General features: G+C 66.9%; 18 protein-coding genes. 11 read left to right on the forward strand and 7 right to left on the reverse strand.

Annotation, left to right across the window (positions count from 1 at the left end; genetic code table 11):
- Nucleotides 1-40: 40 nt before the first annotated feature.
- The 5 genes from BSF38_RS05120 to BSF38_RS05140 all read right to left on the reverse strand — a co-directional run bounded on the left by BSF38_RS05120 (nt 41) and on the right by BSF38_RS05140 (nt 4,489).
- Entirely contained in the window at nt 41-898 is an 858-nt protein-coding gene (locus BSF38_RS05120) for an ABC transporter ATP-binding protein (RefSeq protein WP_076343752.1), read from the reverse strand.
- Nucleotides 895-1,752: an MlaE family ABC transporter permease gene (locus BSF38_RS05125; protein WP_076343753.1), complete on the reverse strand. Its 858-nt coding sequence runs from the start codon at nt 1,750-1,752 to the stop codon at nt 895-897. The genes BSF38_RS05120 and BSF38_RS05125 overlap by 4 nt, the downstream gene beginning before the upstream one ends.
- Before the next feature lie 385 nt (nt 1,753-2,137).
- Nucleotides 2,138-2,413 (reverse strand): hypothetical protein, encoded by a 276-nt coding sequence (locus BSF38_RS05130; protein WP_076343754.1) that lies wholly within the window; start codon nt 2,411-2,413, stop codon nt 2,138-2,140.
- A 580-nt stretch (nt 2,414-2,993) separates the two neighbouring features.
- The gene (locus BSF38_RS05135) at nt 2,994-4,151 is read right to left on the reverse strand and encodes a Sua5/YciO/YrdC/YwlC family protein (RefSeq protein WP_076343755.1); all 1,158 of its coding nucleotides are present in this window, start codon (nt 4,149-4,151) and stop codon (nt 2,994-2,996) included.
- Between the two features lie 41 nt (nt 4,152-4,192).
- Nucleotides 4,193-4,489: a YbeD family protein gene (locus BSF38_RS05140; protein WP_076343756.1), complete on the reverse strand. Its 297-nt coding sequence runs from the start codon at nt 4,487-4,489 to the stop codon at nt 4,193-4,195.
- Between the two features lie 696 nt (nt 4,490-5,185).
- Here BSF38_RS05140 and BSF38_RS05145 point away from each other — a divergent pair.
- Both BSF38_RS05145 and BSF38_RS32345 read left to right on the forward strand, forming a co-directional pair.
- On the forward strand, nt 5,186-6,214 hold the full coding sequence (locus BSF38_RS05145; RefSeq protein WP_083712705.1) for a YybH family protein: 1,029 nt from the start codon (nt 5,186-5,188) through the stop codon (nt 6,212-6,214).
- The gene (locus BSF38_RS32345; protein WP_076343757.1) at nt 6,211-7,854 is read left to right on the forward strand and encodes a tetratricopeptide repeat protein; all 1,644 of its coding nucleotides are present in this window, start codon (nt 6,211-6,213) and stop codon (nt 7,852-7,854) included. The genes BSF38_RS05145 and BSF38_RS32345 overlap by 4 nt, the downstream gene beginning before the upstream one ends.
- Nucleotides 7,855-8,161: 307 nt before the next feature.
- On the opposite strand, the gene BSF38_RS05155 is transcribed toward BSF38_RS32345, so the two are convergent.
- Nucleotides 8,162-9,310, reverse strand: coding sequence for an IS110 family RNA-guided transposase (locus BSF38_RS05155; RefSeq protein ID WP_076343043.1), 1,149 nt, complete (start codon nt 9,308-9,310; stop codon nt 8,162-8,164).
- A gap of 653 nt (nt 9,311-9,963) precedes the next feature.
- Here BSF38_RS05155 and BSF38_RS05160 point away from each other — a divergent pair.
- The 5 genes from BSF38_RS05160 to BSF38_RS05180 all read left to right on the forward strand — a co-directional run bounded on the left by BSF38_RS05160 (nt 9,964) and on the right by BSF38_RS05180 (nt 18,431).
- On the forward strand, nt 9,964-11,775 hold the full coding sequence (locus BSF38_RS05160; RefSeq protein ID WP_076350607.1) for a NirA family protein: 1,812 nt from the start codon (nt 9,964-9,966) through the stop codon (nt 11,773-11,775).
- Nucleotides 11,776-11,796: 21 nt separating this feature from the next.
- Nucleotides 11,797-13,368, forward strand: a complete 1,572-nt coding sequence (locus BSF38_RS05165) for a sulfite reductase subunit alpha (protein ID WP_076343758.1) — start codon at nt 11,797-11,799, stop codon at nt 13,366-13,368.
- Nucleotides 13,369-13,405: 37 nt separating this feature from the next.
- The gene (locus BSF38_RS05170; protein WP_076343759.1) at nt 13,406-15,532 is read left to right on the forward strand and encodes a molybdopterin oxidoreductase family protein; all 2,127 of its coding nucleotides are present in this window, start codon (nt 13,406-13,408) and stop codon (nt 15,530-15,532) included.
- Nucleotides 15,529-16,959, forward strand: a complete 1,431-nt coding sequence (locus tag BSF38_RS05175; protein WP_076343760.1) for an FAD-dependent oxidoreductase — start codon at nt 15,529-15,531, stop codon at nt 16,957-16,959. Before BSF38_RS05170 ends, BSF38_RS05175 begins: the two co-directional genes overlap by 4 nt.
- 113 nt (nt 16,960-17,072) lie before the next feature.
- Nucleotides 17,073-18,431 (forward strand): nitrate/nitrite transporter, encoded by a 1,359-nt coding sequence (locus BSF38_RS05180; protein ID WP_076343761.1) that lies wholly within the window; start codon nt 17,073-17,075, stop codon nt 18,429-18,431.
- A 99-nt stretch (nt 18,432-18,530) separates the two neighbouring features.
- On the opposite strand, the gene BSF38_RS05185 is transcribed toward BSF38_RS05180, so the two are convergent.
- The gene (locus BSF38_RS05185) at nt 18,531-19,454 is read right to left on the reverse strand and encodes an NAD(P)-dependent oxidoreductase (RefSeq protein WP_076343762.1); all 924 of its coding nucleotides are present in this window, start codon (nt 19,452-19,454) and stop codon (nt 18,531-18,533) included.
- A gap of 197 nt (nt 19,455-19,651) precedes the next feature.
- On the opposite strand from BSF38_RS05185, the gene BSF38_RS05190 reads away from it, so the two are divergent.
- The 4 genes from BSF38_RS05190 (at nt 19,652) to BSF38_RS05205 (ending at nt 24,293) form a co-directional block, all read left to right on the forward strand.
- Nucleotides 19,652-21,190 carry a glycine hydroxymethyltransferase gene (locus BSF38_RS05190; protein ID WP_076343763.1) on the forward strand — a complete coding sequence of 513 codons (1,539 nt, stop codon included), beginning with the start codon at nt 19,652-19,654 and terminating at the stop codon, nt 21,188-21,190.
- Nucleotides 21,191-21,219: 29 nt separating this feature from the next.
- Complete coding sequence (locus tag BSF38_RS05195; protein WP_076343764.1) at nt 21,220-21,594, forward strand: rhodanese-like domain-containing protein; 375 nt, start codon at nt 21,220-21,222, stop codon at nt 21,592-21,594.
- Between the two features lie 130 nt (nt 21,595-21,724).
- Nucleotides 21,725-23,041 carry a Gfo/Idh/MocA family protein gene (locus BSF38_RS05200; RefSeq protein WP_076343765.1) on the forward strand — a complete coding sequence of 439 codons (1,317 nt, stop codon included), beginning with the start codon at nt 21,725-21,727 and terminating at the stop codon, nt 23,039-23,041.
- A gap of 40 nt (nt 23,042-23,081) precedes the next feature.
- Nucleotides 23,082-24,293 carry an FG-GAP repeat domain-containing protein gene (locus BSF38_RS05205; RefSeq protein WP_076343766.1) on the forward strand — a complete coding sequence of 404 codons (1,212 nt, stop codon included), beginning with the start codon at nt 23,082-23,084 and terminating at the stop codon, nt 24,291-24,293.

A 24,293-nucleotide genomic window follows, 5' to 3' on the forward strand; every position in this document is an offset into this window, starting at 1 on the left:
CACAGGCGCTCGGGACCGGCGTCCGACTGACCGAGGGGTATTATACGCCGCCGCCGCGATTCTGGGCCATCTCGCGGAGCCGTTCGCCGGCCTCGCCGCGGACGAATTGCCGGACGCGCGGGTCGGACGAGCTTTCCAGGCCCTCGGGCGGACCGTCGTAGAGGATCTGGGAATCGTCGCGTCCGATCCGCGTCAGGGGGTAGAACATGACCACCCGATCGGCCACCTTCTGCACGGTCTTCATCTCGTGCGTGACCACGATCCCGGTCTTCTTGCTGGACTTCTGGGTCTGGAGGATCAGCTCGTTGATGACGTCGGTCATGATCGGGTCGAGGCCGGTGGTGGGTTCGTCGTAAAGCATGACTTCGGGGTCGAGGGCCAAGGCCCGCGCCAAGCCGACCCGCTTGCGCTGACCGCCGGAGAGCTCGGCCGGCTTCTTGCGTTCGAGGCCCGCGGGGAGGCCGACTTCCAGGAGCCGCTCGGAGACGATCGCGCGGATCTTCTCCTCGTCGCAGACCTGGTGCTCCCGCAGTCCGAACGCCACGTTGTCGTAGACGGTGAGGCTGTCGAAGAGCGCGGCCGACTGGAAGAGGAAGCCGAACCGGAGGCGAAGCTGGACCAGCTTCTTACCCCCCAGGCGGGTCACGTCGGCGCCGTCGAAGAGGATCTTGCCGCTGGTGGGATGCAAGAGGCCGATGATCAGCTTCAAGAGCACGGTCTTGCCGCAGCCGCTCTCGCCGATCACGCAGACCGTCTCGCCGCGACGGATCGTCAGCTCGACGTTCCGCAGCACCTGCTGCTGGCGGAACCGGATCGACACCCGCTGAATCTGGATCAGATCGGCGCGCGCCGGCTGGACCGGCGTCGTCGGGTCGGCGGGGGTTTCGGCATCGCTCATAGCAGGCCCGAGGCCTGAGGCCAGAACGAGCGATAAACCGTGTTCCACCCGATGCCCAACACAAAGTCCAGGAACAGGATGGCCATGAACGAGTACACGAAGGCCTCGGTCGCGGCCTTGCCCACGCCTTCGGCCCCGGCGCTCGAATTGAATCCGCGATGGCAACTGATTAGAGCGATCGCCGCGCCGAAGAAATAGCTCTTGAAGATCCCTGCGAAGATGTCGAGGCCCTCGACGTAGTCGCGCGAGTGCTTCCAGTAGGCGAACGAGTCGATGCCCATCACCTGCGTGCTGACCACCGCGCCGCCGATGACCCCCATGAAGTCGGCCATCAGCGTCAACAGCGGGATCAAGAGCAGACAGGCCATGAACCGGGGGACGGCCAGGTAATAGATCGGGTTCGTGCCCAGCGCTGAGAGGGCGTCGATCTGCTCGGTCACCCGCATCGTCCCCAGCTCGGCCGCCATCGACGACCCGACCCGGCCCGCCAGCATCGTCGCGGCGAGCACCGGCCCCAGCTCCTTCACCAGCGAGATGTTGATGACCGAGCCCAGCCGAGTGGCCAGCCCCATCATCTGGAACTCGTGATGCGCCTGGACCGCGAGCACCATGCCGATGAACGTCCCGGTGACCGCCACCACCGACACGCTTTGCACGCCGATCGCGTAGAAGATCGGCACCAGCACCGACCACCTCGGACGTCGGCGGAAGATCCAGATCAGCGTCTGAACCGAGAACAGGCCCACGTCGCCGATTTCGGCCACCATGTCGAAGACCTGCTCGCCGAGCCGGTGGACCGCGGTCTCGGGTTTTTCGACCAGCTCCGCATCCGGGTTGAGTGAAGCTACCGCCATTCTCGCACCACCCCCCGACGGTTCCGTCCGAGCCCCTCGACTGCCGGTCATTCTGGACATTCCACGGCGACTTGGCAAGCCCGACCCGTCGATCGCGATGTTCGAATGAATTCGGAGTTGTAAGTGGACAGAGAGTGAGGTTTTGGAGCAAAACCGTTGTGTGGAAGTGTTGGTTTCAGGATCGGCCGAGGATGACTCAGGGGCCCGAAAGTTCGGATTTGCGAGGATTCAACGGAACGTAAGAGAGACCGTGCACGAGGCCGAGCCCGGCCGTGCCTTGTAAGGGTCGTGGTGGTCGCGTGGCATCAAGTGGAAGTCAGCGTGGCGCGGGCATGGGCGGTTCGATGGCGAAGCCGCCTGGTCTCGGTTCCGGAGAGCGCGGCGGTCAGCGGACGATGCGGACGAAGACGCGACCGCCGTGGATGCAGATGTCGGCCTCGACGTCGTCGACGCCGGTGAGAGCGATCTCGACGTATTCGAAATCCTGGTCCCTGTAGCTGTGGACCGACCCCCGCGGCAATTCCACGGCTTTTCGGCCCGGCAAGCTGGTCAGTCGATTGACCAGATCCACCATGAGGTCCGGCAGGGTGCGTTGCGGGCTCTCATCGACTCGGAGAGGCCGAACCATGGGAAAGGTACTGGTGCGCGTGGGCTCGATCATTCTCGTAAATCCTTCGTAGGTCCCTGGACCGCCAACGGTCCAGGGAATGGAAAAGCTGAAAAACAGCCTGTGAAGAACCTACTAACATCCTGTTCGAGGTCTGATGCCAGGGGATTGGGGGAGCAAGATTGGTCACTCCTCCGTGACCAAAGCGCACTACGTCGTGAGAACCAAAAACAATCGTCGCTGGATTCGATGGCGCAGAGGAGTCGGGGGGCCGCGCTCCGTCGGACCGTCGTCGCTTCATGGGACTGTCACTTCGGTTTAATCTTACTTAGTAGGACGTCGGCCAGAGAGCGAATGAACAGTCGAATCACGAATCATCTGCGACATGAATGCGTGTTGTGATGGCTCGACTCCTAATATAACGCACCAAATCACGCAAGGAAAGATGATTTTTCGAAATTTACTTTGTTAAGGCCTAAACGAAGGAAATGGGCCGAGAATCGGGTGAAAAGCTTCATGTTACGTTCACGGCGTCGCCGGCGTGCTTCCCGGCCGCGGCTGGCGCGTGCGGGGGCCGTTGAAGTCGAGAGCGAACCGCGGTCGTCGCCGCGTGCGCTCGAGGATGTTCCCCCGGTCAGCCGGCGGGTCGTTTCGAGAGGTCGGGAACGCCGATCTGGTCGAGTCGCTGGGTGAGCATGCGCTCGATCGTCTCGGCGGTTCGGCGATAGGTCGGTAGGTCCGCGCCGATCGGGTCGGGAACGTCGTTCCCCTCGGGATCGAGGAGGAACGCGCGCGGCTGGGCACCGGGGACGACGTTGAGCAGGGCGTCCAGGTGGTCGGTCGTCATGGCGAAGAGGCAGTCCGCCTGCTGGACCAGTTCGGGGGTGACGCCCCGGCTGCGGTGGCGGTCGAGCGAGCCTCCCATGGACCGGAGGACCTCGATCGCATGAGTCGCGGCGGGCGATCCGGTGGACGCCGCGACTCCGGCCGAAACGACTGCGTAGCCGCGTTCCTGAAGCGCGTCGACGGGGCACTGGAGGCGTCGCGACAGGAGCACTTTGCAGATCGCCTCGGCCATTGGACTGCGGCAGGTGTTGCCCGTGCAGACGAACACGAGGATCAGGCCCGAGAGCCGGGTGAGCGTCTCGGCGTCGACCACGCCCTCGCGGACGACCGACCAGCCGTTCTCCTCAATGCGGACGGTGGTGGAGACCTGGCCGTAGCGGGTCGGCCCGGAATCGATGGCCATGTCGAGGCCGGCCATCGAGCGGAGCGCGTCGGCCGTCGCGGCTGGGGCCTGGTCGGCCCCGCGTACGAGGCTGAGAACCAGGGGCGCCGGGGAGAACCGGAGGATATGCCGGATCAAACGGTCTTCCGGACAGCGCAGGGCGATGTCGCCGTTGGGCGAGATCAGCGGCTTCACCTGGTCGGGGAGGCGCTGATACAAGCCGTTGCACGCATCCTTGGGAAAAAGCAGCGTGACTGGTCCGGGCCAGAGCCTTCGGACGAGCCTGCGGCTACTGTCGGGGATGTGGGAGACCCAGTCGGTCGTCTCTTCCGGCCCTTTCAGCAAGATCGTCAGGGGCCGACTCTCGGACTCGCCGCGAAGCTCGCGCAGCTTGGCGACCCCCGTCGGGTTGAGGGCGGAGGCGGCCAGGCAATAGACCGTCTCAAGGCTGAGGCCGACGACTCCTCCCTGGGCCAGGCAGGCGACCGCCCGATGAACCACGTCGCGGGCGTCGTCGCACTGGGCCAGGTCGATCCACTGGGAGGGCGAAAGGCTTTCCGTCATGAAGTCTCAGTCAATCGAGGACGACGGCAAGTGCGTCGAGATCAAAAAAGCAGGGTCAGGCCGCGAACGTCGCGGATCTCGGCGTAGATCGAACGAACCTGCTCGGCGTTCTGCACGTTCATGTCGAGCGTGAGGGCGATGTGCCGCCCTCCCCTAGTGGCGCGGACCGAATAATCGAGATCGGACGCCGCCGCCAGATGCTCGGAAACCGCGGCGACGACCCGCTGTTCGAAATCGTCGTCGACCAGGCCGATCGCCTTGATCGTGTAACTGCCGGGGAACGGATGAGTCGATTCGAGGAGTTCAACCGAGGGACGATTGTCAGGCAGACTTTCCATGGCCCGCTCCAAGAAAAAACACGCGCCGAGCCCTCACGCCGGCGCTCTCTCCATCATACGGCCGGAGGTTTCCGCCGCCAAACCCGCGCCGGCGATTTTGCCGGCCCAGCCGGCGCCGGCCGCCGCCGACCGTAAAATACGAACAGCCCCGGCGCTCAGTGTTGCAAGCGGCGAGGCTGACCGTGGATTGTGGCAGGCGGGACGCGGACGGCTCTTGTCCGTCCGGCGGCGAACCGGCGGCGATACGGCTTCCGAATGGATGAACCGGCGGGCGCTCAATGCTTATTTTTTGCGATGACGAATCCGACTCCGCATCCGGCGCTTCTTGCGCCCGACCTTGCGGCGACCTTTACCTCGACGACGACTGGCCATGCGTTCTCCTTGGGGTTCCTTACGACTCGTTCACGAAAGCGCAACGACGTAGATCGTTTCGACGCTGGAATACCTTATTCTATAACCGACAAGCTGCTTTCGCTCAAGAGGGCGATTCGCGCGGACCGGCGCGGAGCCTGGTCGAATCAACACGACCGAACCGTCGCGCGGGACCGTCGCCAACATCCCAAGTTCGTGATTCTCGTTCTAGAGTGCTCCTGTGCGGAAGTGGGCTCGAAGAGGTCGTTGAATGGCCGAGACGCGAATTTCCGTGAACCGATCCGGGTCGACTCACACCTTTAGCCGCTGAAGGATGGGACTGTCATGTCGTTTCGGAAGCCTTGGATCACGCTCTTGCTGGCGTTCCTCTCGGTGCCGGGATCACCCGGCGACCCAGGAATCCGCCCCGCCCACGCCCAGGACGCCACCAGGACCGAGGCCGCCGGGGCGCGGGGCCCTACCCCGGGGCCGACGGCCGAGGAGAAGACGATCCTCGGCCTCGACGAGGCGTTCGTCCAGGCTTACAACAACGGCGACGCCAAGGCCCTGGCCGCCCTGTTCGCCGAGGACGCGGAAGTCGTCGAGGACGACGGATCGCATTACCGGGGTCGCGCCCTGGTCGCGAAATCCCTGGCCGAGACGTTCGAGGCGAACAAGGGGGCCAAAATCGCCTTCGACGTCGAGTCGATCCGGTTCCTCACGCCCGACGCCGCCAAGGAAGAAGGCCGATCGATCGTGACGCCGGTCAAGGGGCCGGCGGTCTCGCGGCTGTACACGGTGCTCTACGTCCGTCGCGAGGGCCGCTGGCTGATCGCCGACGTTCGCGAGGAGCGCGATCCGAGCGTCCCCCCGCACGAGCGGCTGGAAGAGCTTTCGTGGTTGATCGGCGACTGGCTCGACGAGGGGGACGACGCCGTCGTCCGGGTCAACTGCCGATGGTCGGAGGATGGCAACTTCCTGATCCGGTCGTTCACCGTCAAGCATCAGGGCAAGCCCGCACTGTCGATCATCCAGCGGATCGGCTGGGACCCGCTGGCCAAACAGCTCCGGTCGTGGGAATTCGATTCGGAAGGAGGCTTCGGCGAAGGTCGATGGACGCGCGACGGTGATCGCTGGATCGTCAAGCATGCCGCCGTCCAGCCGGAAGGCTCGACCGCCTCGGCCACCAACATCATGACCCGCGAACGCCCCGACCTGGTCCGTTGGGTCTCGACCGACCGCATCGTCGACGGCCGGCGTGAGTCGGACGGAGCAACCTACACACTCGTCCGGGTCCCCTCGTCGCCGGGGCCGAAAGTCGACGACAAGAAGGCGACTTCCGAATCACCCGACGCCCCAAGGAGCCCACGATGAACCGCAATTTGATGATGCGATCGCTCCTGATTTTGTCGATGGCCGTCCTGGCGCCCGCCGACCTGGCCTTCGCTCGGGGCTTCGGCGGCGGAGGAAGAGGCGGCGGCGGTGGCGGCTTCCGTGGCGGCGGCTACGGCGGCGGTGGCTTTCGTGGCGGTGGCGGCTATGGCGGCTATGGCGGCGGTGGCTTTCGTGGCGGCGGCTTCAGCGGCGGTTACGGGGGGTATCGGGGCGGTTACGGCGGGATGTCGTCGTTCGGCCGTACTCCGTCGTTCAGCGCTCCACGCACCTACAACGCGCCCGGCGCGGGTCGGCTCGACTACGGGGCTCGCACCGGCTCGTACAACACGGCTCGGGGCGGGAGTGTCAACTATGGCGCCGCCGGAGTCGGCGGTCGCGGGCTGGGGGGCGTCGAAGCCGGTCGAGGCGTGTACGGCATCGCGGGGACGACGGCCGGCGGACGCAGCTTCGCCGACGTGGGCCGCGTCGGCGGGGTGGCCGGCGGGCGCGGAGTTTACGGCGCGTCGACGATGCGCCCGTACGGGTTCAACGCCTACGGTGGCTATCACAACGGTTGGATGCACGGTTACTGGAACGGCCACGACAACGCGGCCTGGGGATGGCGGTCGCCGTACTGGGGAGGCGGCCTCTGGGGCTCGGGGCTCGGCTGGGGCATGGGGATGGGCCTGGGACTGGGCTGGGGCCTGTCCTCTTGGGGGTACGGCTCATCTCTGTACGGCATGGGCTACATGCCGTACATGAACCCTTATTACTCGAATGCGTTCGTCGCGAGCGCCCCTTACGACTATTCGCAGCCGATCGACACGACGGCCGCGCCTGTCGACCAGATGACGGCCGACCCGGCGGTCGCCCTGTTCGACGCGGGCCGCGAGTCCTTCAAGCAGGGGAATTACGACGAGGCCCTCAAGCAGACCGACGAGGCCCTGAAGCAGCTTCCCAGCGATACCACGCTGCACGAGTTCCGGGGCGCATGCCTGTTCGCCCTGGGCCGTTACGAAGAGGCCGCGGCGACCCTTTACGCCGTGCTCTCGGTCGGACCCGGTTGGGATTGGACGACCCTGGTCGGCCTGTATCCCAACGTCGACGTCTACACGGTGCAGCTCCGGGCGCTCGAAGCCTACTGCAAGTCGCACAGCTCGGGCCCGGCGTGGTTCGTGCTCGCTTATCACTACCTGACCCAGGGGTTCACCGACGCGGCGGTGACGGCTCTCAAGCACGTCGTGGCGCTCAGCCCGAGCGACACGCTGTCGGCGAAGCTGCTCAAGCAGCTCGACGCGCCCAAGACCGAGCCCGTGGCGACGACGGCGCCCGCGCCGGCGACGGACACGGTCCTGCCCGCGGGGGCGACGATCGCCGGAACGTGGACCGCCACGCCGTCGGCCGATCTTACGGTGTCGCTCACCATCGCCGAAGGGGGCGCGTTCACCTGGAAGGCGACGCACAAAGACCAGCCGCGGACGTTCAACGGTTCGTCGACCTTCGGCGACGGCCTGCTCACGTTGGTTCAGGACCAGGGGCCGGCGATCGTCGGCCGGGTGTCGTGGACCGACCCCACGCACATGACCTTCCGGATCGTCGGCGACGGCCCGGACGACCCGGGGCTCAGCTTCTCGAAATGACCCTCGGCTCTCGCGGTTTGACGCTCGAACACGTGTTTTCAGGCTTGGCGTGGGACCGACCTCCGTGCGGTCGGTCCCACGGCTCGCCGTAACGGACACGACAGGATCTCGGCCGGCAAAAAGACGGTTCCCGCACGCACCTGCCTCGAAGCGCCGCGACCCTCATCCGGCCTTCGGCCCCATTCCCCCCAAGGGAGACGGGATGTTTGCGCCGGCATTTCTTGATGTCCGCGCGCAACGAGCGAACCAATCACGCTCATCCAACGCGCCCGCAATGGGTTCTTCTGAAAATCTTCCGGGCCATGTGTCAGGCTGCAGGGGCTGGTAGTTGGCGTTCGCGGTAGTCGGCCCCGTTCTTGAGCAGGTGCCAGATCACCACCAGGATCTTGTGCGCCACGGCGATGAGAGCCTTCTTTTTCCCGAGTCGTGGGACCCATCGACGGTAGCAGATGCTGAAGGCGGTGTTCTTGGCGTGGCTGGCCGACCACGCCGACTGCACCAGGAGCGAACGCAGCCACGGACTCCCCTTGGTCGTCTTGCCGCTGCGGCGTTTGCCGGCGCTTTGGTCGTTGCCCGGGCACAGCCCCGCCCAGGAGCAGAGGTGGCCCGCGGTCGGGAACGACTCCACGTCCGGCCCGATCTCCCCCACGATCACCTCCGCCGCCCGATCCCCCACTCCGGGGATCCCCTGGAGCCGGCCCGCCGCCTCGTCGAACGGCCTCATGGCCTCGTCGATCCGCTCGTCCAGCCGCTCGATCAGGCGTTCCAACGCGTCGATCTGATCCGTCAGCAGCCGGAGCACGAAGCGGTGGTGGTCGGTGACCCGGCCCAACAGCGCCCGCCTCAGCTCGGGGATCTTGCCCCGGAGCCGCTGCTTGGCCAGATCGGCCAGCTTCTCCGGGTCGTCCTGGCCGTCGATGATCGCCCGGATCATGGCGCGCCCCGAGGCCCCCAGGACGTCGCTGGCCACCGACCCCAGCTTGACGTTGGCGTCCTCCAGCGTCTTCTGGAGGCGATTGGCCACCGCGGCGCGGTCGCGGACCAACTCGGTGCGCTGCCGGGTCAGGTCGCGAAGCTCGCGGATCTCCGGCTTGGGGATGAAGCTGGGCGACAGCAGGCCGTGCTGGAGCAACTGGGCGATCCACTCGGCGTCCTTGACGTCGGTCTTGCGGCCGGGGACCTGCTTGAGCCGCCCGGCGTTGACCAGCATCACGTCGAATCGCCCTTCCAGGATGTGGAAGATCGGCTTCCAGTAGACGCCCGTGCTCTCCATGGCGACCTCGCGGACGCCGTGGGCGTCGAGCCAGTCGGCCAGGGCCAGCAAGTCCGCGGTCATCGTGCCGAAGGTGTGGACCACCGAGGCGACCGAGCCGTCGGGGTTGATGTGGCGGACGCAGGCGACGACGGTCTTCTTGTGGACGTCGAGCCCGGCGCAGCGATCGTGAACGATGTCCATGACGTCCCCTCCAACTCGAGTGGTCGGAAACGAAGCAGTCCGAGCCGGTGGGACGACCTCGGGGCGTAAAGCAGTTTCTTCTACGTGCTCCCCCGCTTCCGGGGGGCGACAGGACGGGGTTCGACATGAAGTCGAGCCGAGGCCGGGACCAAGTTCCTTCGCGGGTTCGCGACACCAAAGCCAATGACGGCCTCTCGCCCAGGGCCGGACATCCGCAGCATAACCCAACCCGACCCCATTTTCATGGGACGGGTTGAGCCAAAGGCTCATGACCGTTCCTTCCGCAACGCGCGCCGGGAACTCGGGAAGCTGCTCCGCGCAAGCCCTTATCTCGCCGCATCGAATCCAGTCAGATGCTGCGCGAAAACCGAGCGGTCGAGCCTGAGCCGGCACCACGACCCAGCATTTCCAGCGACCGTCCCGCCGAATTTTCATCGATGTTAAATACCTTTCATAGGCGATCTTGCGCCCATTGTCCGTTCGCCCCGGCCGAATCGTGGCACGCGGGCTGCTAAGTTCACCGGTGCCCTTGCATGGATTGCTGAATTATTCAGCAGCAGGTCGACGTATTTCGCGGGCTCGCTCGCCGCGGTCGGAATGAATACGACCCGAAGCCTGATTGCCGGTCGGCGCCGATGAATCGGAAACAGCCCATGGACCCGAACGAATTTCTCGACGACCAGAAGCAATACCTCCAGGGTTTCATGAGCGGCGCCCAGTTCGCCCGGGCGGGCCGGGGCTTGGCGACGTTCGAACAGGTGCTCGGGCTGTCGAAGGCGGCGACCTCGACGCCGACGCCCAAGCCGGATGGGACGACGGGCCCCGAGGAGTTGCACTGGAACGCCCAGCGTCGTGTGATCGATGAAGGGAAAACGCTGACGCCGCAGGAGCAAGCCAAGCGAGTCCGCCACCCGCTCGACATGTGGGACGACCTCGCCCGCCACGCGGCCGAGAGTCGGTTCCCCCGAGGCGACGACGTGCTCGCCTTCAAATACCACGGCCTTTTCTATGTGTCGCCCGCTCAAAACGCGTACATGTGCCGGCTGCGGCTGGCGGGGGGCTTCGTCGACAGTCATCAATTCCGGGGGATCGCCCGGATCGCCGACGATTGGGGGGGAGGTTACGCCGACGCCACCACGCGGGCCAACCTCCAGATCCGCGAGATCAAGGCGGCCGACGGGCCGAAGGTCGTCACGGCCCTCGAAGACCTGGGCGTCGTGACCCGAGGCTCGGGCGCCGACAACATCCGCAACGTCACCGGCAGTCCGACCGCCGGGATCGACCCGTCGGAGCTGATCGACACCCGACCGTTCTGTCGGGAGATGCACCATTACATCCTCCACAACCGTTGGCTCTACGGACTGCCGAGGAAGTTCAACATCGCGTTCGACGGCGGCGGCGCCGTCTCGGCGCTGGAAGACACCAACGACATCGGCTTCACGGCGGTTCGCGTCGGCGAGGGCCAGGCCGCGCCGGCCGGGGTTTACTTTCGGCTGATGCTGGGCGGGATCAGCGGCCACCGCGATTTCGCCCTCGACGAGGGGGTTTTGCTCACTCCCGACCAGTGCATTCCCGTGGCCGCGGCGATCCTCCGCGTTTTCATCGAGCACGGCGACCGGACCGACCGCAAGAAGGCCCGGCTCAAATATCTGCTCGACCGTTGGGGGCACGAGAAGTTCGTCGAGACGGTCGAGACCCTGCTACCGTCCCGCTTGACCCGGTTTCCGCTCGAACAGTGTCAGCCGAGGCCGGCGGTCGACAAGCACGGCCATATCGGCGTCCACGCTCAGAAGCAGCCGGGACGGTTCTACGTGGGGGTCGTGCTGACCGTCGGCCGGATGACGACCGACCAGATGCGCGGGCTGGCCGCGATCGCCGACCGGTACGGCAGCGGCACGATCCGGTTGACCGTCTGGCAGAACCTGCTGATCTCCGATGTGGCCGAGGCCGACCTTCCGGCCGTCCGGTCGGCGATCGAAGACCTTGGCCTGGGCTGGAAGGCGGGGCCGGTCCGCGGCGGGCTGATCGCCTGCACGGGGAACGCCGGCTGCCGGTTCGCCGCGTCCGACACCAAAAGCCACGCGTTGGCGATCGCCGACCACCTCGACCCTCGAATCACGATGAATCAGCCGGTGAACATCCATTTGACCGGCTGCCCGAATTCGTGCGCCCAGCACTACATCGGCGACATCGGGCTGCTCGGCGCGGGCGTCGAAGTGGGCGACGACGTGGTTGAAGGCTACCACGTCTTCCTGGGCGGCGGTTACGGCGACGAGCGAGGCGTCGGCCGCGAGGTTCTCCGATCGGTCCCTGCGACGGACGTGCCGATGGTGGTGGAGCGGTTGCTTCAAACCTACCAGGAGCGCCGGTCGTCGCCGGACGAGTCGTTCGACGGCTTCGTGCGCCGTCATCCGACCGAGCAGTTGAAAGCGTGGTTCGAGCGCCGAGACCCGGCCTCCTCATGACCATCGAGGTTCAAAGACGCCATGGCAGTGCCCGTCCTCCCCGAAAGCGCTCCGTTCACGCCCATGCAGCGAGCCTGGCTGAACGGATTTTTCGCCGGCATGCTCAACGTCGACTCAGCCCCGATCGACTCTTTCGCCGCGCCCTCCATTCCGGTCGCGGCCGAGCCGGTCGTCGTGGAGGATTTCCCCTGGCACGATCCGGCCCTGGCGCTCGACGAGCGCCTGAAGCTGGCTGACGGCCGCCCTCCCGAACGGGTGATGATGGCCGCGATGGCCCAGCTCGACTGCGGCGCGTGCGGCTACCTCTGCAAGACCTACGCCGAGGCTGTCTTCGGCGGCGAGGAGTCCGACCTGACCAAGTGTACGCCGGGCGGTCGCGAGACGGCCAGGAAGCTCAAGGAACTGGTCGCCGCCAGGAAATCGAGCCCGGTCAAAACCAACGGTTCGGTCGCGGTCGTCGATAAGTCCTCCCACGGCCGGGCCAATCCGTTCCGGGCGCCGCTCCTGAGGTCCGAATCGCTGAACCGCCCCGGCTCGGCCAAGGACGTCCGGATGGTGGCGCTCTCGCTCAAGGGGAGCGGCCTGTCGTACGAGGTCGGCGACGCCCTCGGCGTGTTCCCCGAGAACGACCCGGAACTGGTCGAGGCGATCATCAAGGCGATGGGCGCACGCGGCGACGAATGGGTGCCGATCCCGGGCGGGAGCTGCATCCATCTTTACGAGGCCCTGACGAACCATTATGTGATCACCAAGATCGGCGACGACTTCGCCTCGTTGATGGCGGCTCACGCCACGACCGAATCCGAGGCGGCCACGCTGCGGACGTTGGTCGAGGACGACGCCGAGGGAATCCCGGCGCACTGGGACGTGCTCGACGTCCTGGAGCAGTTCCCGTCCGCCCGGCCGCCGCTGGGCGAGATGGTCGGGGCGCTGTCGTCGCTTCAGCCTCGGCTGTACTCGATTTCCTCGTCGTTGAAAGCGTTTCCCGACGAGGTCCATTTGACGGTCGGCGTGGTCCGGTACGAGCAAGGCGGAAGGCGGCGGCGCGGGGTCGCGTCGAACTTCCTGGCCGAGACGCTGCGGCCCCGTCTCAAGGCCAGCGTGTTCGTCCATACGTCCCCTGGGTTCCGGCTGCCGGCCGACGACGGCGCCCCGGTCGTCATGATCGGACCGGGGACCGGCGTCGCGCCGTTTCGGGCCTTCCTCCAGGATCGTGCGTCATCAGGGGCCAAAGGCCGTAACTGGCTGTTCTTCGGCGATCAGCGGAGCGAGACCGATTACCTCTACCGCGACGAGATCGAGACGTACCGGGCCGTCGGCCTGCTGACGCGGCTCGACCTGGCGTTCTCGCGCGACCAGGCCGAGAAGGTCTACGTGCAGCACAAGATGCGCGAGTCGGCCGCCGAGCTGTGGAGCTGGCTCGAAGCCGGCGCCCACGTCTACGTCTGCGGCGACGCCCGCAAGATGGCCCTGGACGTCGATTTCGCCCTCCGCGAGATCGTCGCCGACCAGGGCCGGATGTCGGCCGACGCGGCCAAAGAGTACCTGAAGACGATGAGCCAGTCCGGCCGCTACCAGCGCGACGTTTACTGAGCCGCACGCGCGGCGCAACCGACGGGCCTCTCCCGCAATGACTTCGATCACCGCGTTGCCGATCACCGATCTCGCCGTCCAGTCGCACTGCCCCTATTGCGCCTTGCAATGCGGAATGCTGTTCGGCGCGGGCAGTCCCGACTCGCCGGCGTCGGTCATGGGCGACCCGCACTTTCCGGTCAACAACGGCGACCTCTGCATCAAGGGGTGGACCTCCACGGAGTTGCTCCGCCACCCCAAGCGGCTGACGTCGCCCCTGGTCCGCAGCCGGGGCGAGCTGCGGACGGCTTCGTGGGATGCGGCCCTCGACGCCGTGGCCGACGCGATCATCGAAACCCGCGACGCCTACGGCCCCGACGCCGTCGGCTTGTTCGGCTCGGGCGCGCTCAGCAACGAGAAGGCGTACCTCCTGGGCAAGTTCGCTCGCGTGGCGGTGGGGACGGCGAACATCGACTACAACGGCCGCTACTGCATGGCGAGTGGCGCGGCGGCCGGCAACCGGGCGTTCGGAATCGACCGAGGTCTGCCGTTTCCGCTGGCCGACATCGTCGACGCGGAAGTGGTCCTCGTCGTCGGCGGCAATCCCGCCGACACGTTGCCCCCTGTCATGCAGTGGTTCGACCGCCAGAAGAAGGCCGGCGGACGGCTGATCGTCTCCGACCCGAGGCGGACCGCCACCGCCCGCGCCGCCGACCTGCATCTGCAAGGCACGCCCGGCTCCGACTTGGCGCTGGCGAACGGCCTGCTGTACCTGGCGATCGAGGAGGGGTTGATCGACTGCCAATACGTCGCGGATCGGACCAACGGCTTCGACGCCGCCCGGCGTTCGGCGCTCGCGTATCACCCGGCGGTCGTCGAGCGGCGGACGGGGGTCTCCGAGGCTGATCTTCGCAAGACGGTCCGCTGGCTGGGCTCGGCGAAGTCCGCGATGATCCTCAGCGGCCGGGGCCCCGAGCAGCAGAGCAAGGGAGTCGACACGTCGCAGGCCTACATCAACCTGGCGCTCGCCCTGGGCCTTCCCGGCCGCCCCAACAGCGGCTGGGGGACGCTCACCGGCCAGGGGAACGGCCAGGGGGGGCGCGAGCACGGCCAGAAGGCCGATCAACTCCCCGGCTATCGGCTGATCGAGGTCGATGCCCACCGCGAGGCCGTCGCCCGCGTCTGGGAAGTCGACCCGGCGTCGCTGCCTCGCAAGGGGCTGAGCGCCTTCGAGATGCTCGACTCCGCCGGCTCGGTCGGCGGGGTGCGGACGCTTTTGGTGATGGGCTCGAACGTCGCGGTCGCCTCGCCCGACGCCGGCCGGATCGACCAGCGGCTGCGGTCGCTCGATCACCTGACCGTCTGCGACGCCTTCCTCAACGAGACGGGCTCGCTGGCCAACGTCGTCTTGCCGGTCCTGCAATGGGCCGAGGAAGAAGGGACGATGACCAACCTCGAAGGCCGGGTCATCCACCGCCGCCGGGTGGCTCGACCGCCGGGGGGCGTTCGCGGCGATCTGGAAATCCTCCGGGCGCTCGCCGACCGCCTCGGCTGCGGGCCGAAGTTCGCCTTCGACGACGCCCGGAGCGTCTTCGACGAGCTGCGGCGGGCCACGGCGGGGGCGCCGGCCGACTACAGCGGCATCACCTACGAGCGGATCGACCGCGAGCGGGGAGTCTTCTGGCCGTGCCCCGGCGAGGGGCATCCCGGAACCCCTCGGCTGTTCGCCGACCGGTTCGCCCACCCCGACGGCCGGGCGCGGTTCTTGCCCGTCGCGGACCGGCCCGCCGGCGAGGAACCTGACGACGATTACCCGTTCTTCTTCACGACCGGGCGCTACAAAGAGCACTACAACTCGGGGGCGCAGACGCGCATGGTCGGCCCACTCGTTCGCGCCCGGCCCCGACCGATCGTCCTGATTCACCCGACGGCCGCTCAGCGGCATCGGATCGTCAATGGTTCGCGGGTGACGCTCGAAAGCCGGCGCGGTCGGATCGAGTTCCAGGTCGAGGTGACGGCCGACGTCCGGCCCGACACTCTGTTCTGCCCCTTCCACTGGGGAGGCGAGCACGCGGCCAACCGATTGACCAATCCGGCGCTCGATCCAATCAGCCGGATGCCCGAATTCAAGCTGGCCGCGGTGCGGATCGCGGCCGTCGAAGCCGGCGAAGGAGACCCCTCATGATCAAGACGCGACTCGCCGTCATTGGCAACGGGCTGGCGACCGGACGACTCCTCGACGAGCTGATGCGCCGGGGTGCCGTGAGCCGATTCGAGATCCAGGTCTTCGGCGAGGAGCCGCACGGGCTCTACAACCGGATCCTGATCGGTCGCATCCTCGGCGGCGGCACGCAGGACGAGATCACGCTCAAACCGACTTCGTGGTACGCCGAGAACGACATCACGTTCCACCCCGGCGTGCTGGTCGACCGCGTCGACCCGGCCCGGCGCGTCGTCGAGACGGCGGACGGCGAGGTCCATCCGTACGACGTCGCGGTCTTCGCCACCGGGAGCCGCGCCTTCATCCCCCCGATGGACGGACTGCGTGGCGCTGACGGAAAGCCGAAGCCCGGCATCTTCGCGTATCGGACGATCGACGACGGCCGCAGAATCCGCGATCACGCCCAGGCCGGCAGTCGCGCGATCGTGCTCGGCGGCGGGCTCCTCGGGCTCGAAGCCGCCAAGTCGCTGGTCGACCTCGGCGTTCACGTCACCGTCGTGCAGCCGTCCGAGACCCTGATGGAGCAGCAGGTCGACGCCCTCGGCGGGCAATTCCTTCGTCGCGCGATCGAGCGGCTGGGGATCGAGATCGCCTCGGGCGTCGGAGCGGCGGGCGTCGTCGGGGAGGAGCGAATTGAGGCGATCAAGCTGAGCGACGGTCGGTCTCTGCCCGCCGATCTCCTCGTTCTGGCCTGCGGCATCCGGCCCCGGGTCGACGCGGCGGCGGCCTCGGGCCTGAAGATCAATCGGGGGATTCTCGTCGACGACCGCCTGGGCACGTCGGAACCAGGAGTCTACGCCGTCGGGGAGTGCGCCGAGCACGACGGGCAGGTCTACGGGATCGTCGAGCCGATCTACGAGCAATGCGCCGTCCTGGCCGACGTGCTGGCCGGCACCGATCCCAAGATCCGCTACCGGGGATCGAAGTCGTACACCCGGCTGAAAGTCGCCGGCGTGGGCGTCGCCAGCATGGGGTTGATCCGTCCCGCGACCGACGCCGACGAGGTGATCCAGATCATTGAGGAGCGGACCGGCACGTACCGCAAGCTGATCGTCCGCGACGACCGGCTCGTGGGCGCGGTGCTGGTCGGCGAGACCAGTTGCTCGCCCGACCTGGCGCGATGGCTCGATCGCGGCGACCCACTGCCGGTCAATCGGGTCGACGTGCTTTGCTCCGGCGGCGCGTTCGCGGCGTCGGCCGATCCGGAGATCTGCAACTGCCACCACGTCCGCGAATCAACGCTCGTCGCCGCGATCCAAGACGGTCGCACGAATTTGAACCAGATCGGCCAGGCGACCCGCGCCGGGACCGGCTGCGGCTCGTGCCGTGGCCAGATCGCCCACCTGCTGACAGTCCACGCCAAGCCCGCCGCCGTACTCAGCGAGGCGTAGCCGAGGATCGGTTGTAGCCGGGGTCTGTGACCCCGGGACGCTCGCCCGTCGGACCGGCCTCACAGAGGCCGGCTACAAAGCATTGAACGTCTCGCCAAGCCAACGAGGTGGAAATGATCGACTCCCCATCCCCGCGTCCCGATTCGGATCTCGCCGGACCTCGCATGCGGGTCCTCTGGGCGTCGACCTGGGCCTTCACCTCGCTGTTCGCCGTCTGGCTGATGCTGGGGGTGCTCGGCCTGGAGATCAAGAAGGACGCCGCCCTGATGCTGGGGCCCGTCGCCGCGACGATGACGGCCGACCAGATCAAACCCGCCGTCGAGGCCCGATTCGAATGGCTGCTGGCCGTCGCGATATTGGCCGGCTCGCTGCCGCGACTCGCCTTCGGCATCTGGGCCGACAAGTACGGCGGCCGGCTCGTGATGATCGCCCTTCTGGCCTTCTGCGCGGTTCCGACGTACCTGCTCGGGCGCGCCCACAGCTACGGCGAGTTGATGGCCTGCGCCGCGTTGTTCGGCCTGGCCGGCAATGCGTTCACGGTCGGGATCTCGTGGAACTCGGCGTGGTTCCCCGCCGGTCGCCAGGGATTGGCCCTGGGGGTCTTCGGCGCGGGAAACGTGGGCGCCGCCGGTACGAAGATGCTGGTGATCCTGGTCCCCGCGATCCTGACCCTGGTCCCGATCGGCGGCTTCTTGGGGGGCCTGATCCCGGGCGGATGGCGGCTGGTGCCGACGATCTATTCGGTCGTCTTGCTGGCGACGGCCGTGCTCGTCGCGCTGGTCTGTCCCCGACCCGACCATCGGCCGGGACGCGGCCGCACGCTCGCCGAGTTGCTCGCCCCGTTGCGGTTCACGCAGGTCTGGCGGTTCAGCCTGTATTACGTGGTGGTCTTCGGCGCGTACGTCGCCCTCTCGGCCTGGCTGCCCAACTATTATAAGACCAAGTACGGCGTCGACCTCCGCACGGCCGCGCTGTTGACGGCTCTCTACATCTTCCCGGCGAGCCTGCTGCGACCGGTCGGCGGCTACCTCTCGGATCGGTTCGGACCCCGGACGGTCACCTACGCCGTCTTCATGGTGATGATCGCCGCCCTGATTCCGCTCTGCCTTCCCGCTTCGATCCTTGACCTGAACGCGGTCTGGTTCACGGTCTTGATGGTCGTGGTGGGGGCCGGGATGGGGATCGGCAAGGCGTCGGTCTTCAAATACATTCCCAACTACTACCCCGACGACGTCGGCGCCGTGGGCGGCCTCGTCGGCGCGATCGGCGCTCTCGGCGGATTCGTCCTACCCCCGCTTTTCGGTGAAATCGGCCGTCGCACCGGCACCCCGCAATCGGCGTTCATCGCCCTCCTGGCCGTGACCGCGTTCAGCCTCGCCTGGCTGCACCTCGCCGTGCTCAAGCTCCGGGCCGACGAACGACTCCCCGCCGACCTGGCCATCGCCGCTTCGCCTTCGTCAAGCCTGGCTTGAGAATCCTCCAGGAGAACGCGCGGACGAGAAGGATGTCCGCGCGGTTTCCTGACGGGTTGCATGACGGCCTCGGTCCCATATAGGTCCTCGCGGCGGTCGTCAGGCGTTTTTGCGGTTCTTCCAGTCGATGTTCGAGAGGCTCGCCAGGGCGAGCAGGAGGGCGTGGGTTCCCTTGCGGTCGTAGCCCTGGGCGGCGACGGCCCGGTAGAGCTGTTCGGCGAGGGCCAGTCCGGGCAGCGCCAGGTTCATCCGTCGCGACTCGGCCAGGGCGATGCCCATATCCTTGAGGAAGTGCTCGACGAAGAAGCCGGGCTCGAAGTTGTCGGCGATCATCCGGGGGCCGAGGTTGCTGAGGCTCCACGAACCCGCCGCGCCGCTGGCGACGCTCTGCATCACGGTTTCCAGGTCCAGGCCCGCCTTGTAGCCGTAGAGCAGGGCTTCGCAGACGCCGATCATGTTGGCGGCGATCAGCACCTGGTTGACCATCTTCGTATGCTGGCCCGCTCCGGGCCCCCCCTGGCGGACGATCGTCTTGCCCATCGCATCGAACAGAGGCCTGAGCGCGTCGACGACCTCCGGCTCGCCGCCGATCATGATCGAGAGCCGGGCCTCCTTGGCCCCGACGTCGCCGCCGGAGACGGGGGCGTCGACGGAGTGGACCCCCTTGGCCTTGGCGCGCTCGGCGATCTCGACCGCCAGCGCCGGCTCGCTGGTCGTCATGTCGACGAGGACCGCGCCGGCTTTCACGCCCGCCAGGGTCCCCTGCTCGCCCAGGACGACTTCGCGGACGTCGCGCGGGTAGCCGACGATTGTGAAGACGACGTCCGACGCCTCGGCGACCTCGCGGGGGGACGACGCGACCTTGGCCCCCTTGGCGGCCACGGCGTCGGTCTTTGAACGCGTGCGGTTGTAGACGGTCGCTTGATAGCCGGCGGCGATCAGGTGGCCGCACATCGACGAGCCCATGACCCCGGTTCCGATCCAGCCGATACGCGTCTTCCCGGGCTCGATTTGCAGTGCCATCACATGACCTTTCGTGGTGCGAGGCGGCGGGGGTGGAGGGGACTCGCGGGCTCGGGACCCGGCTGCGTGCTCTTGAGCGGATCGAGTCCAAACCCTTACAATCCTGGCTCTGAAATCACGATTATAGCCGCCCCGGACCCCCGCGACAGTCCGAGGCCGCTGGACTCCGACGCCACGGCACAAGCTCAGGGCACGACATGCAACCCTCTTTGATCCGGAACTATCTGGCGAGCAAGTCGACCACCGACGTCGACTCGGCCTTCCTCGCTTACCTGGCGAACCTTGAGACCGTGGCCCGGGTTTCACCCGAAGTCGCCAGGGCGATCGTCCAGGAACTTGCCGACCAACGCAGCAACATCAAGCTGATCGCCAGCGAGAACTACTCGTCGCTGGCCGCGCAGTGCGCGATGGGCAACCTGCTGACCGACAAATACGCCGAGGGCATCCCTCACCGCCGCTTCTACGCCGGCTGCGACAACGTCGACACGATCGAAGACCTGGCCAACTCCCGGGCTCGCGAGTTGTTCGGTGCCGAGCATGCCTACGCCCAGGCCCATAGCGGCGCCGACGCCAACCTCGTCGCTTTCTGGGCAATCCTTCGCGCCAAGGTCGAAGTTCCGATGATGGTCAAGCTCAAGGGCGTCGAAGGCCCCGACGCTCTGGCCCCGGCCGACTGGACCTCGATGCCGATCGAGAAGTGGAACGAGGTCCGCCACGCCCTGGGCAACCAGCGGCTGCTCGGCATGGATCTGTCGTCGGGCGGCCACCTGACGCACGGCTACCGGCTCAACGCGTCAGGCAAGATGTTCGAGGCGCACGGCTACACGGTCGACCGCGAGACCTTCCTGCTCGACTACGACGCCATCGAGCGCCAGGCCGTCGAGGTCAAGCCGCTGATCCTCCTGGCCGGCTTCAGCGCCTATCCCCGGAACATCAACTACCGCCGGATGCGCGAGATCGCCGACAAGGTGGGCGCGGTTTTGATGGTCGACATGGCCCACTTCGCCGGGCTGGTCGCCGGCAAGGTGCTCAAGGGCGAAGAGAATCCGCTCGGCTACGCCGACGTGGTGACCACGACGACTCACAAGACGTTGCGAGGCCCACGCGGGGGGCTGGTCCTCTGCAAGAAGGAGTTCGCCGAGCACGTCGACCGAGGCTGCCCGATGGTCCTGGGCGGCCCCCTGCCCCACGTGATGGCCGCCAAGGCGGTCGCCTTCACCGAGGCGCTTCGGCCGGAGTTTTCGACCTACGCCCACAAGATCGTCGAGAACTCCCGGGCGCTCGCCGAGGCGTTCGTGAAGGTCGGCCTCAAGGTGATCTCCGGCGGCACCGACAACCACCTGGTGCTGGTCGACGTGGCCTCAGCCCTCGGAATCACCGGCCGGCAGGCCGAGGACGCCGTCCGGCGGTGTGGGATCACGCTCAACCGCAACCCGATCCCCTTCGACCCCAACGGCGCGTGGTACACGAGCGGCCTGCGGTTCGGCACCCCGGCTGTGACGACTCTCGGCATGGGCGCCGCCGAGATGACCGAGATCGCCGAGGTCGTCCATGAGGTGTTGACCCACATCACTCCGGGCGTGTCGAAGTCGGGCGGCAAGGACAAGACCAAGTACACGCTCGATCCGGCCGTTGAAAAGAAGGCCCACGACCGCGTCGAGAAGCTCCTGGGCTTGTTTCCGGTCTATCCCGAGCTGGACCTGCCGTTCCTGCACTCGCAGTTCGTCGTGGGCTGAACGTGTCGAACCGCGGAGGTCGGCCGACGATGTCGAGCGAAAGTCAACCCATCGAAAACCCCAGCGAGCTGGCCGCGCGAGCGATCCGCGACCAGCTCGCCGCCGGCGCGCCGGTGGCGTTGCTGGACGTCCGCGAGCCGGCCGAGCGGGCGTTCGCGTCCATCCCCGTCCCCGAGGGCGTCGTCGATCTGTTCGTGCCGATGCGCGAAGTCTCCACCCGGCTCGACGAGATCCGCGAGGCGCTCGCGCACGGCCCCCTGGTGGTCTACTGCCATCACGGCGTCCGCTCCATGGCCGTCGCCCGCTGGCTCGCCGCGCAGGGGCTTGGGCCGATCGTGAACCTCGGGGGAGGCATCGACGCCTGGTCGATCGAGGTCGATCCGGGCGTGCCCCGGTATTTCTGACCGACACGCGTTCATGGGCTCCTGGCCGCCTGGTTCTTGAGATTCGCCCGCGTGTCTGTTACCAAGCAGGTTGAACGATCGTTGAATTTTCGGATCGCCAGGGCGAACCGCCTTATCGGGAGGAGAACGGATGACGGGGCAATGGACGAGGCGAGAGTTGCTGGCTGCTTCGGCCGCGGGGGCGGCATCTGCCGCGGTGGGACCTCGGGCGTGGGCGAGAGGTGACGATTCCGCGCCGGCCAAGCCGAGCGGCTCTCCGAACGAGTCGATCACGCTGGGCTTCATCGGCGTCGGCGGGATGGGGACCGGCCTGCTGAACATCTTCAAGGCGATGCCCGACGTCCGGGTCGCCGCGGTTTGCGACGTCTACGAGCCGCACGTCCTTCGCGCCAAGTCGGAAGCGGCGGGGAAGCCGGACACGTACGGCGACTTCCGCAAGGTCCTGGACCGCAAGGACATCGACGCGGTCGTGATCGCCACGCCCGACCACTGGCACGCGATCCCGACGATCCTGGCCTGTCAGGCCGGCAAGGACGTCTATTGCGAGAAGCCGCTGACGCATCGCGTGGCCGAGGGACGCGCGGTCGTGACGGCCGCCGAGAAGGCCAAGCGCGTCACCCAGATGGGAAACCTGATCCACGCGGGTGAAAACTACCACCGGGTGGTCGAGATCGTCCGCTCCGGCGTGCTCGGCAAGATCACCAAGACGCGCGTCTGGATGGCCGCCGACCGCTCCGGCCTGGGCCGGCCGGCCGACGCGTCGGTCCCCGCGGGCCTCGATTACAACTTCTGGCTCGGCCCCGCCCCCGAGCGTCCCTTCAATCCCCAACGATTCACGTTCAACTGGCGGTGGTACTGGGACTACGGCGGCGGCGTCCTGACCGACTTCTGCTGCCACATCGTCGACCTCGTCCACTGGGCGATGGAAGTCGACGCCCCGAAGACCATCTCGGCGACGGGCGGCCATTACGCCCTCGACGACAACAACGAGACGCCCGACACGCTCGAAGTCGTCTACGAATACGAGAAGGGGGACGACAAGTTCCTGATGGTCTGGAGCCAGACCGACGCCAACGCCCACGGCCTTGAAGGCCTGGGCCAGGGCATCATGTTTCAGGGGACCGAGGCGACCCTGATCGCGACCTACAACAGCTACAAGATCATCCCGGCCAAGGGCAAGTCGATCGTAGAGCCGCCCAAGACCCTGGCTCGCTCGGTCGGTCATCATCGCGAGTGGCTGAACGCGATCAAGTCGCGCGGGACGTGCTCGTGCAACTTCGAGTACGGCCATCGCCTCAGCAGCGTCGGCGAACTCGGCAACATCTCGCTTTTGACCGGCGAGAAGCTGGCGTGGGACGCCAAGGCCGAGAGGATCACCAACCACGCCGACGCCAACCAGTACTTGACCAAGGAATACCGCAAGCCCTGGATCTTGCCCGCCGTTTGATCGTCAGGATTCCCGCCTCTTCCTCCCATGGAGAAATTGCATGCATCGTCTTTCGATCGCCTCGGCGTTGTGCGCCGGGCTGTTGTGGCTGGCGCCGGCCTCGTCGGCCGGGGAGCCCAAGTGGAAGCAGCACACGATCAACGGCAAGAGCGAATTCGAGGCGGCCGGGGTCTTTGACGTCGACGGCGACGGCAAGCTCGACATCGTCTCCGGCGGCGCCTGGTATCAGGCCCCGGACTGGAAGCCGCACCACATCCGCGACGTCGTGCGTCAGGGGACGTACTACAACGATTTCGCCACCATCCCGCTCGACGTCAACGGCGACGGCAAGACCGACATCGTGACGGTCTCGTACTTCGGCCAGAACATCGGCTGGGTCGAGAACCCGGGCAAGGCCGACGTCGAGTGGACGTATCACGAGATCGACAAGCCGGGCACCAGCGAGGCCGCAACGACCGTCGATCTCACCGGCGACGGCATTCCCGACGTGCTGCCGAACCCGACCAACGTCGTGGCCTGGTACGAGGTGGCGAAGAAGGCGGACGGGAAGGGTTTCGACCTCAAGAAGCACGACTTCGGCACCCAGGCCGCCGGCCACGGCGTCGGCTCGGGAGACGTCAACGGCGACGGCCGCACCGACCTGCTCACCCCCAAGGGATGGTTCGAGGCCCCCTCCGACCCGTCGCACGACACCTGGACCTGGCACCCCGACTGGAACCTGGGCGCGACCGGCATCCAGATCCTCGCCCGTGACGTCGACGGCGACGGCCTTTCCGATCTCGTCTACGGCATGGGGCACGACTTCGGGTTGTTCTGGGCCAAGCAGTCCAAGGGGCCCGACGGCAAGCCGATCTGGGTCAAGCAGCCGATCGATACGGGAGTCGCTTCCGTTCACGCCCTGCTCTGGGCCGATCTCGATGGCGACGGCAAGGCCGACGAGCTGGTCAGCGGCAAGCGGGTCTATGCCCATGAGATCGAGCCAGGCGCGACCGACGGTTCGCTGGTCGCCTGGTATCGCTTCGATCCCCAGTCGAAAGCCTGGAAGAAGCACGTCATCTTCCAGGGCGAACCCGCCAAGAACGCCCCCGAGAAGGCCGCCGACCGCCTGGCCCTCAAGGACTTCCCCGCCGGCACGGCCGGCACCGGCCTGCAACTGACCGCCATCGATATCGACGGCGACGGCGACCTCGACCTGGTCTGCCCCGGCAAGAGCGGGCTGTACCTCTTCGAGAACCTCGGCAACGGCGGCTGA

The sequence above is a fragment of the Paludisphaera borealis genome (genome assembly GCF_001956985.1).
In the GTDB taxonomy this organism is placed as follows: Bacteria; Planctomycetota; Planctomycetia; order Isosphaerales; family Isosphaeraceae; genus Paludisphaera; species Paludisphaera borealis.

Excerpts from the sequence above, each read along its gene's own strand:
- BSF38_RS05120 (WP_076343752.1), bottom strand. The coding sequence starts at position 898 with ATGAGCGATGCCGAAACCCCCGCCGACCCGACGACGCCGGTCCAGCCG.
- BSF38_RS05125 (WP_076343753.1), bottom strand. The coding sequence starts at position 1,752 with ATGGCGGTAGCTTCACTCAACCCGGATGCGGAGCTGGTCGAAAAACCC.
- BSF38_RS05130 (WP_076343754.1), bottom strand. The coding sequence starts at position 2,413 with ATGATCGAGCCCACGCGCACCAGTACCTTTCCCATGGTTCGGCCTCTC.
- BSF38_RS05135 (WP_076343755.1), bottom strand. The coding sequence starts at position 4,151 with ATGACGGAAAGCCTTTCGCCCTCCCAGTGGATCGACCTGGCCCAGTGC.
- BSF38_RS05140 (WP_076343756.1), bottom strand. The coding sequence starts at position 4,489 with ATGGAAAGTCTGCCTGACAATCGTCCCTCGGTTGAACTCCTCGAATCG.
- BSF38_RS05145 (WP_083712705.1), top strand. The coding sequence starts at position 5,186 with ATGTCGTTTCGGAAGCCTTGGATCACGCTCTTGCTGGCGTTCCTCTCG.
- BSF38_RS32345 (WP_076343757.1), top strand. The coding sequence starts at position 6,211 with ATGAACCGCAATTTGATGATGCGATCGCTCCTGATTTTGTCGATGGCC.
- BSF38_RS05155 (WP_076343043.1), bottom strand. The coding sequence starts at position 9,310 with ATGGACATCGTTCACGATCGCTGCGCCGGGCTCGACGTCCACAAGAAG.
- BSF38_RS05160 (WP_076350607.1), top strand. The coding sequence starts at position 9,964 with ATGGACCCGAACGAATTTCTCGACGACCAGAAGCAATACCTCCAGGGT.
- BSF38_RS05165 (WP_076343758.1), top strand. The coding sequence starts at position 11,797 with ATGGCAGTGCCCGTCCTCCCCGAAAGCGCTCCGTTCACGCCCATGCAG.
- BSF38_RS05170 (WP_076343759.1), top strand. The coding sequence starts at position 13,406 with ATGACTTCGATCACCGCGTTGCCGATCACCGATCTCGCCGTCCAGTCG.
- BSF38_RS05175 (WP_076343760.1), top strand. The coding sequence starts at position 15,529 with ATGATCAAGACGCGACTCGCCGTCATTGGCAACGGGCTGGCGACCGGA.
- BSF38_RS05180 (WP_076343761.1), top strand. The coding sequence starts at position 17,073 with ATGATCGACTCCCCATCCCCGCGTCCCGATTCGGATCTCGCCGGACCT.
- BSF38_RS05185 (WP_076343762.1), bottom strand. The coding sequence starts at position 19,454 with ATGGCACTGCAAATCGAGCCCGGGAAGACGCGTATCGGCTGGATCGGA.
- BSF38_RS05190 (WP_076343763.1), top strand. The coding sequence starts at position 19,652 with ATGCAACCCTCTTTGATCCGGAACTATCTGGCGAGCAAGTCGACCACC.
- BSF38_RS05195 (WP_076343764.1), top strand. The coding sequence starts at position 21,220 with ATGTCGAGCGAAAGTCAACCCATCGAAAACCCCAGCGAGCTGGCCGCG.
- BSF38_RS05200 (WP_076343765.1), top strand. The coding sequence starts at position 21,725 with ATGACGGGGCAATGGACGAGGCGAGAGTTGCTGGCTGCTTCGGCCGCG.
- BSF38_RS05205 (WP_076343766.1), top strand. The coding sequence starts at position 23,082 with ATGCATCGTCTTTCGATCGCCTCGGCGTTGTGCGCCGGGCTGTTGTGG.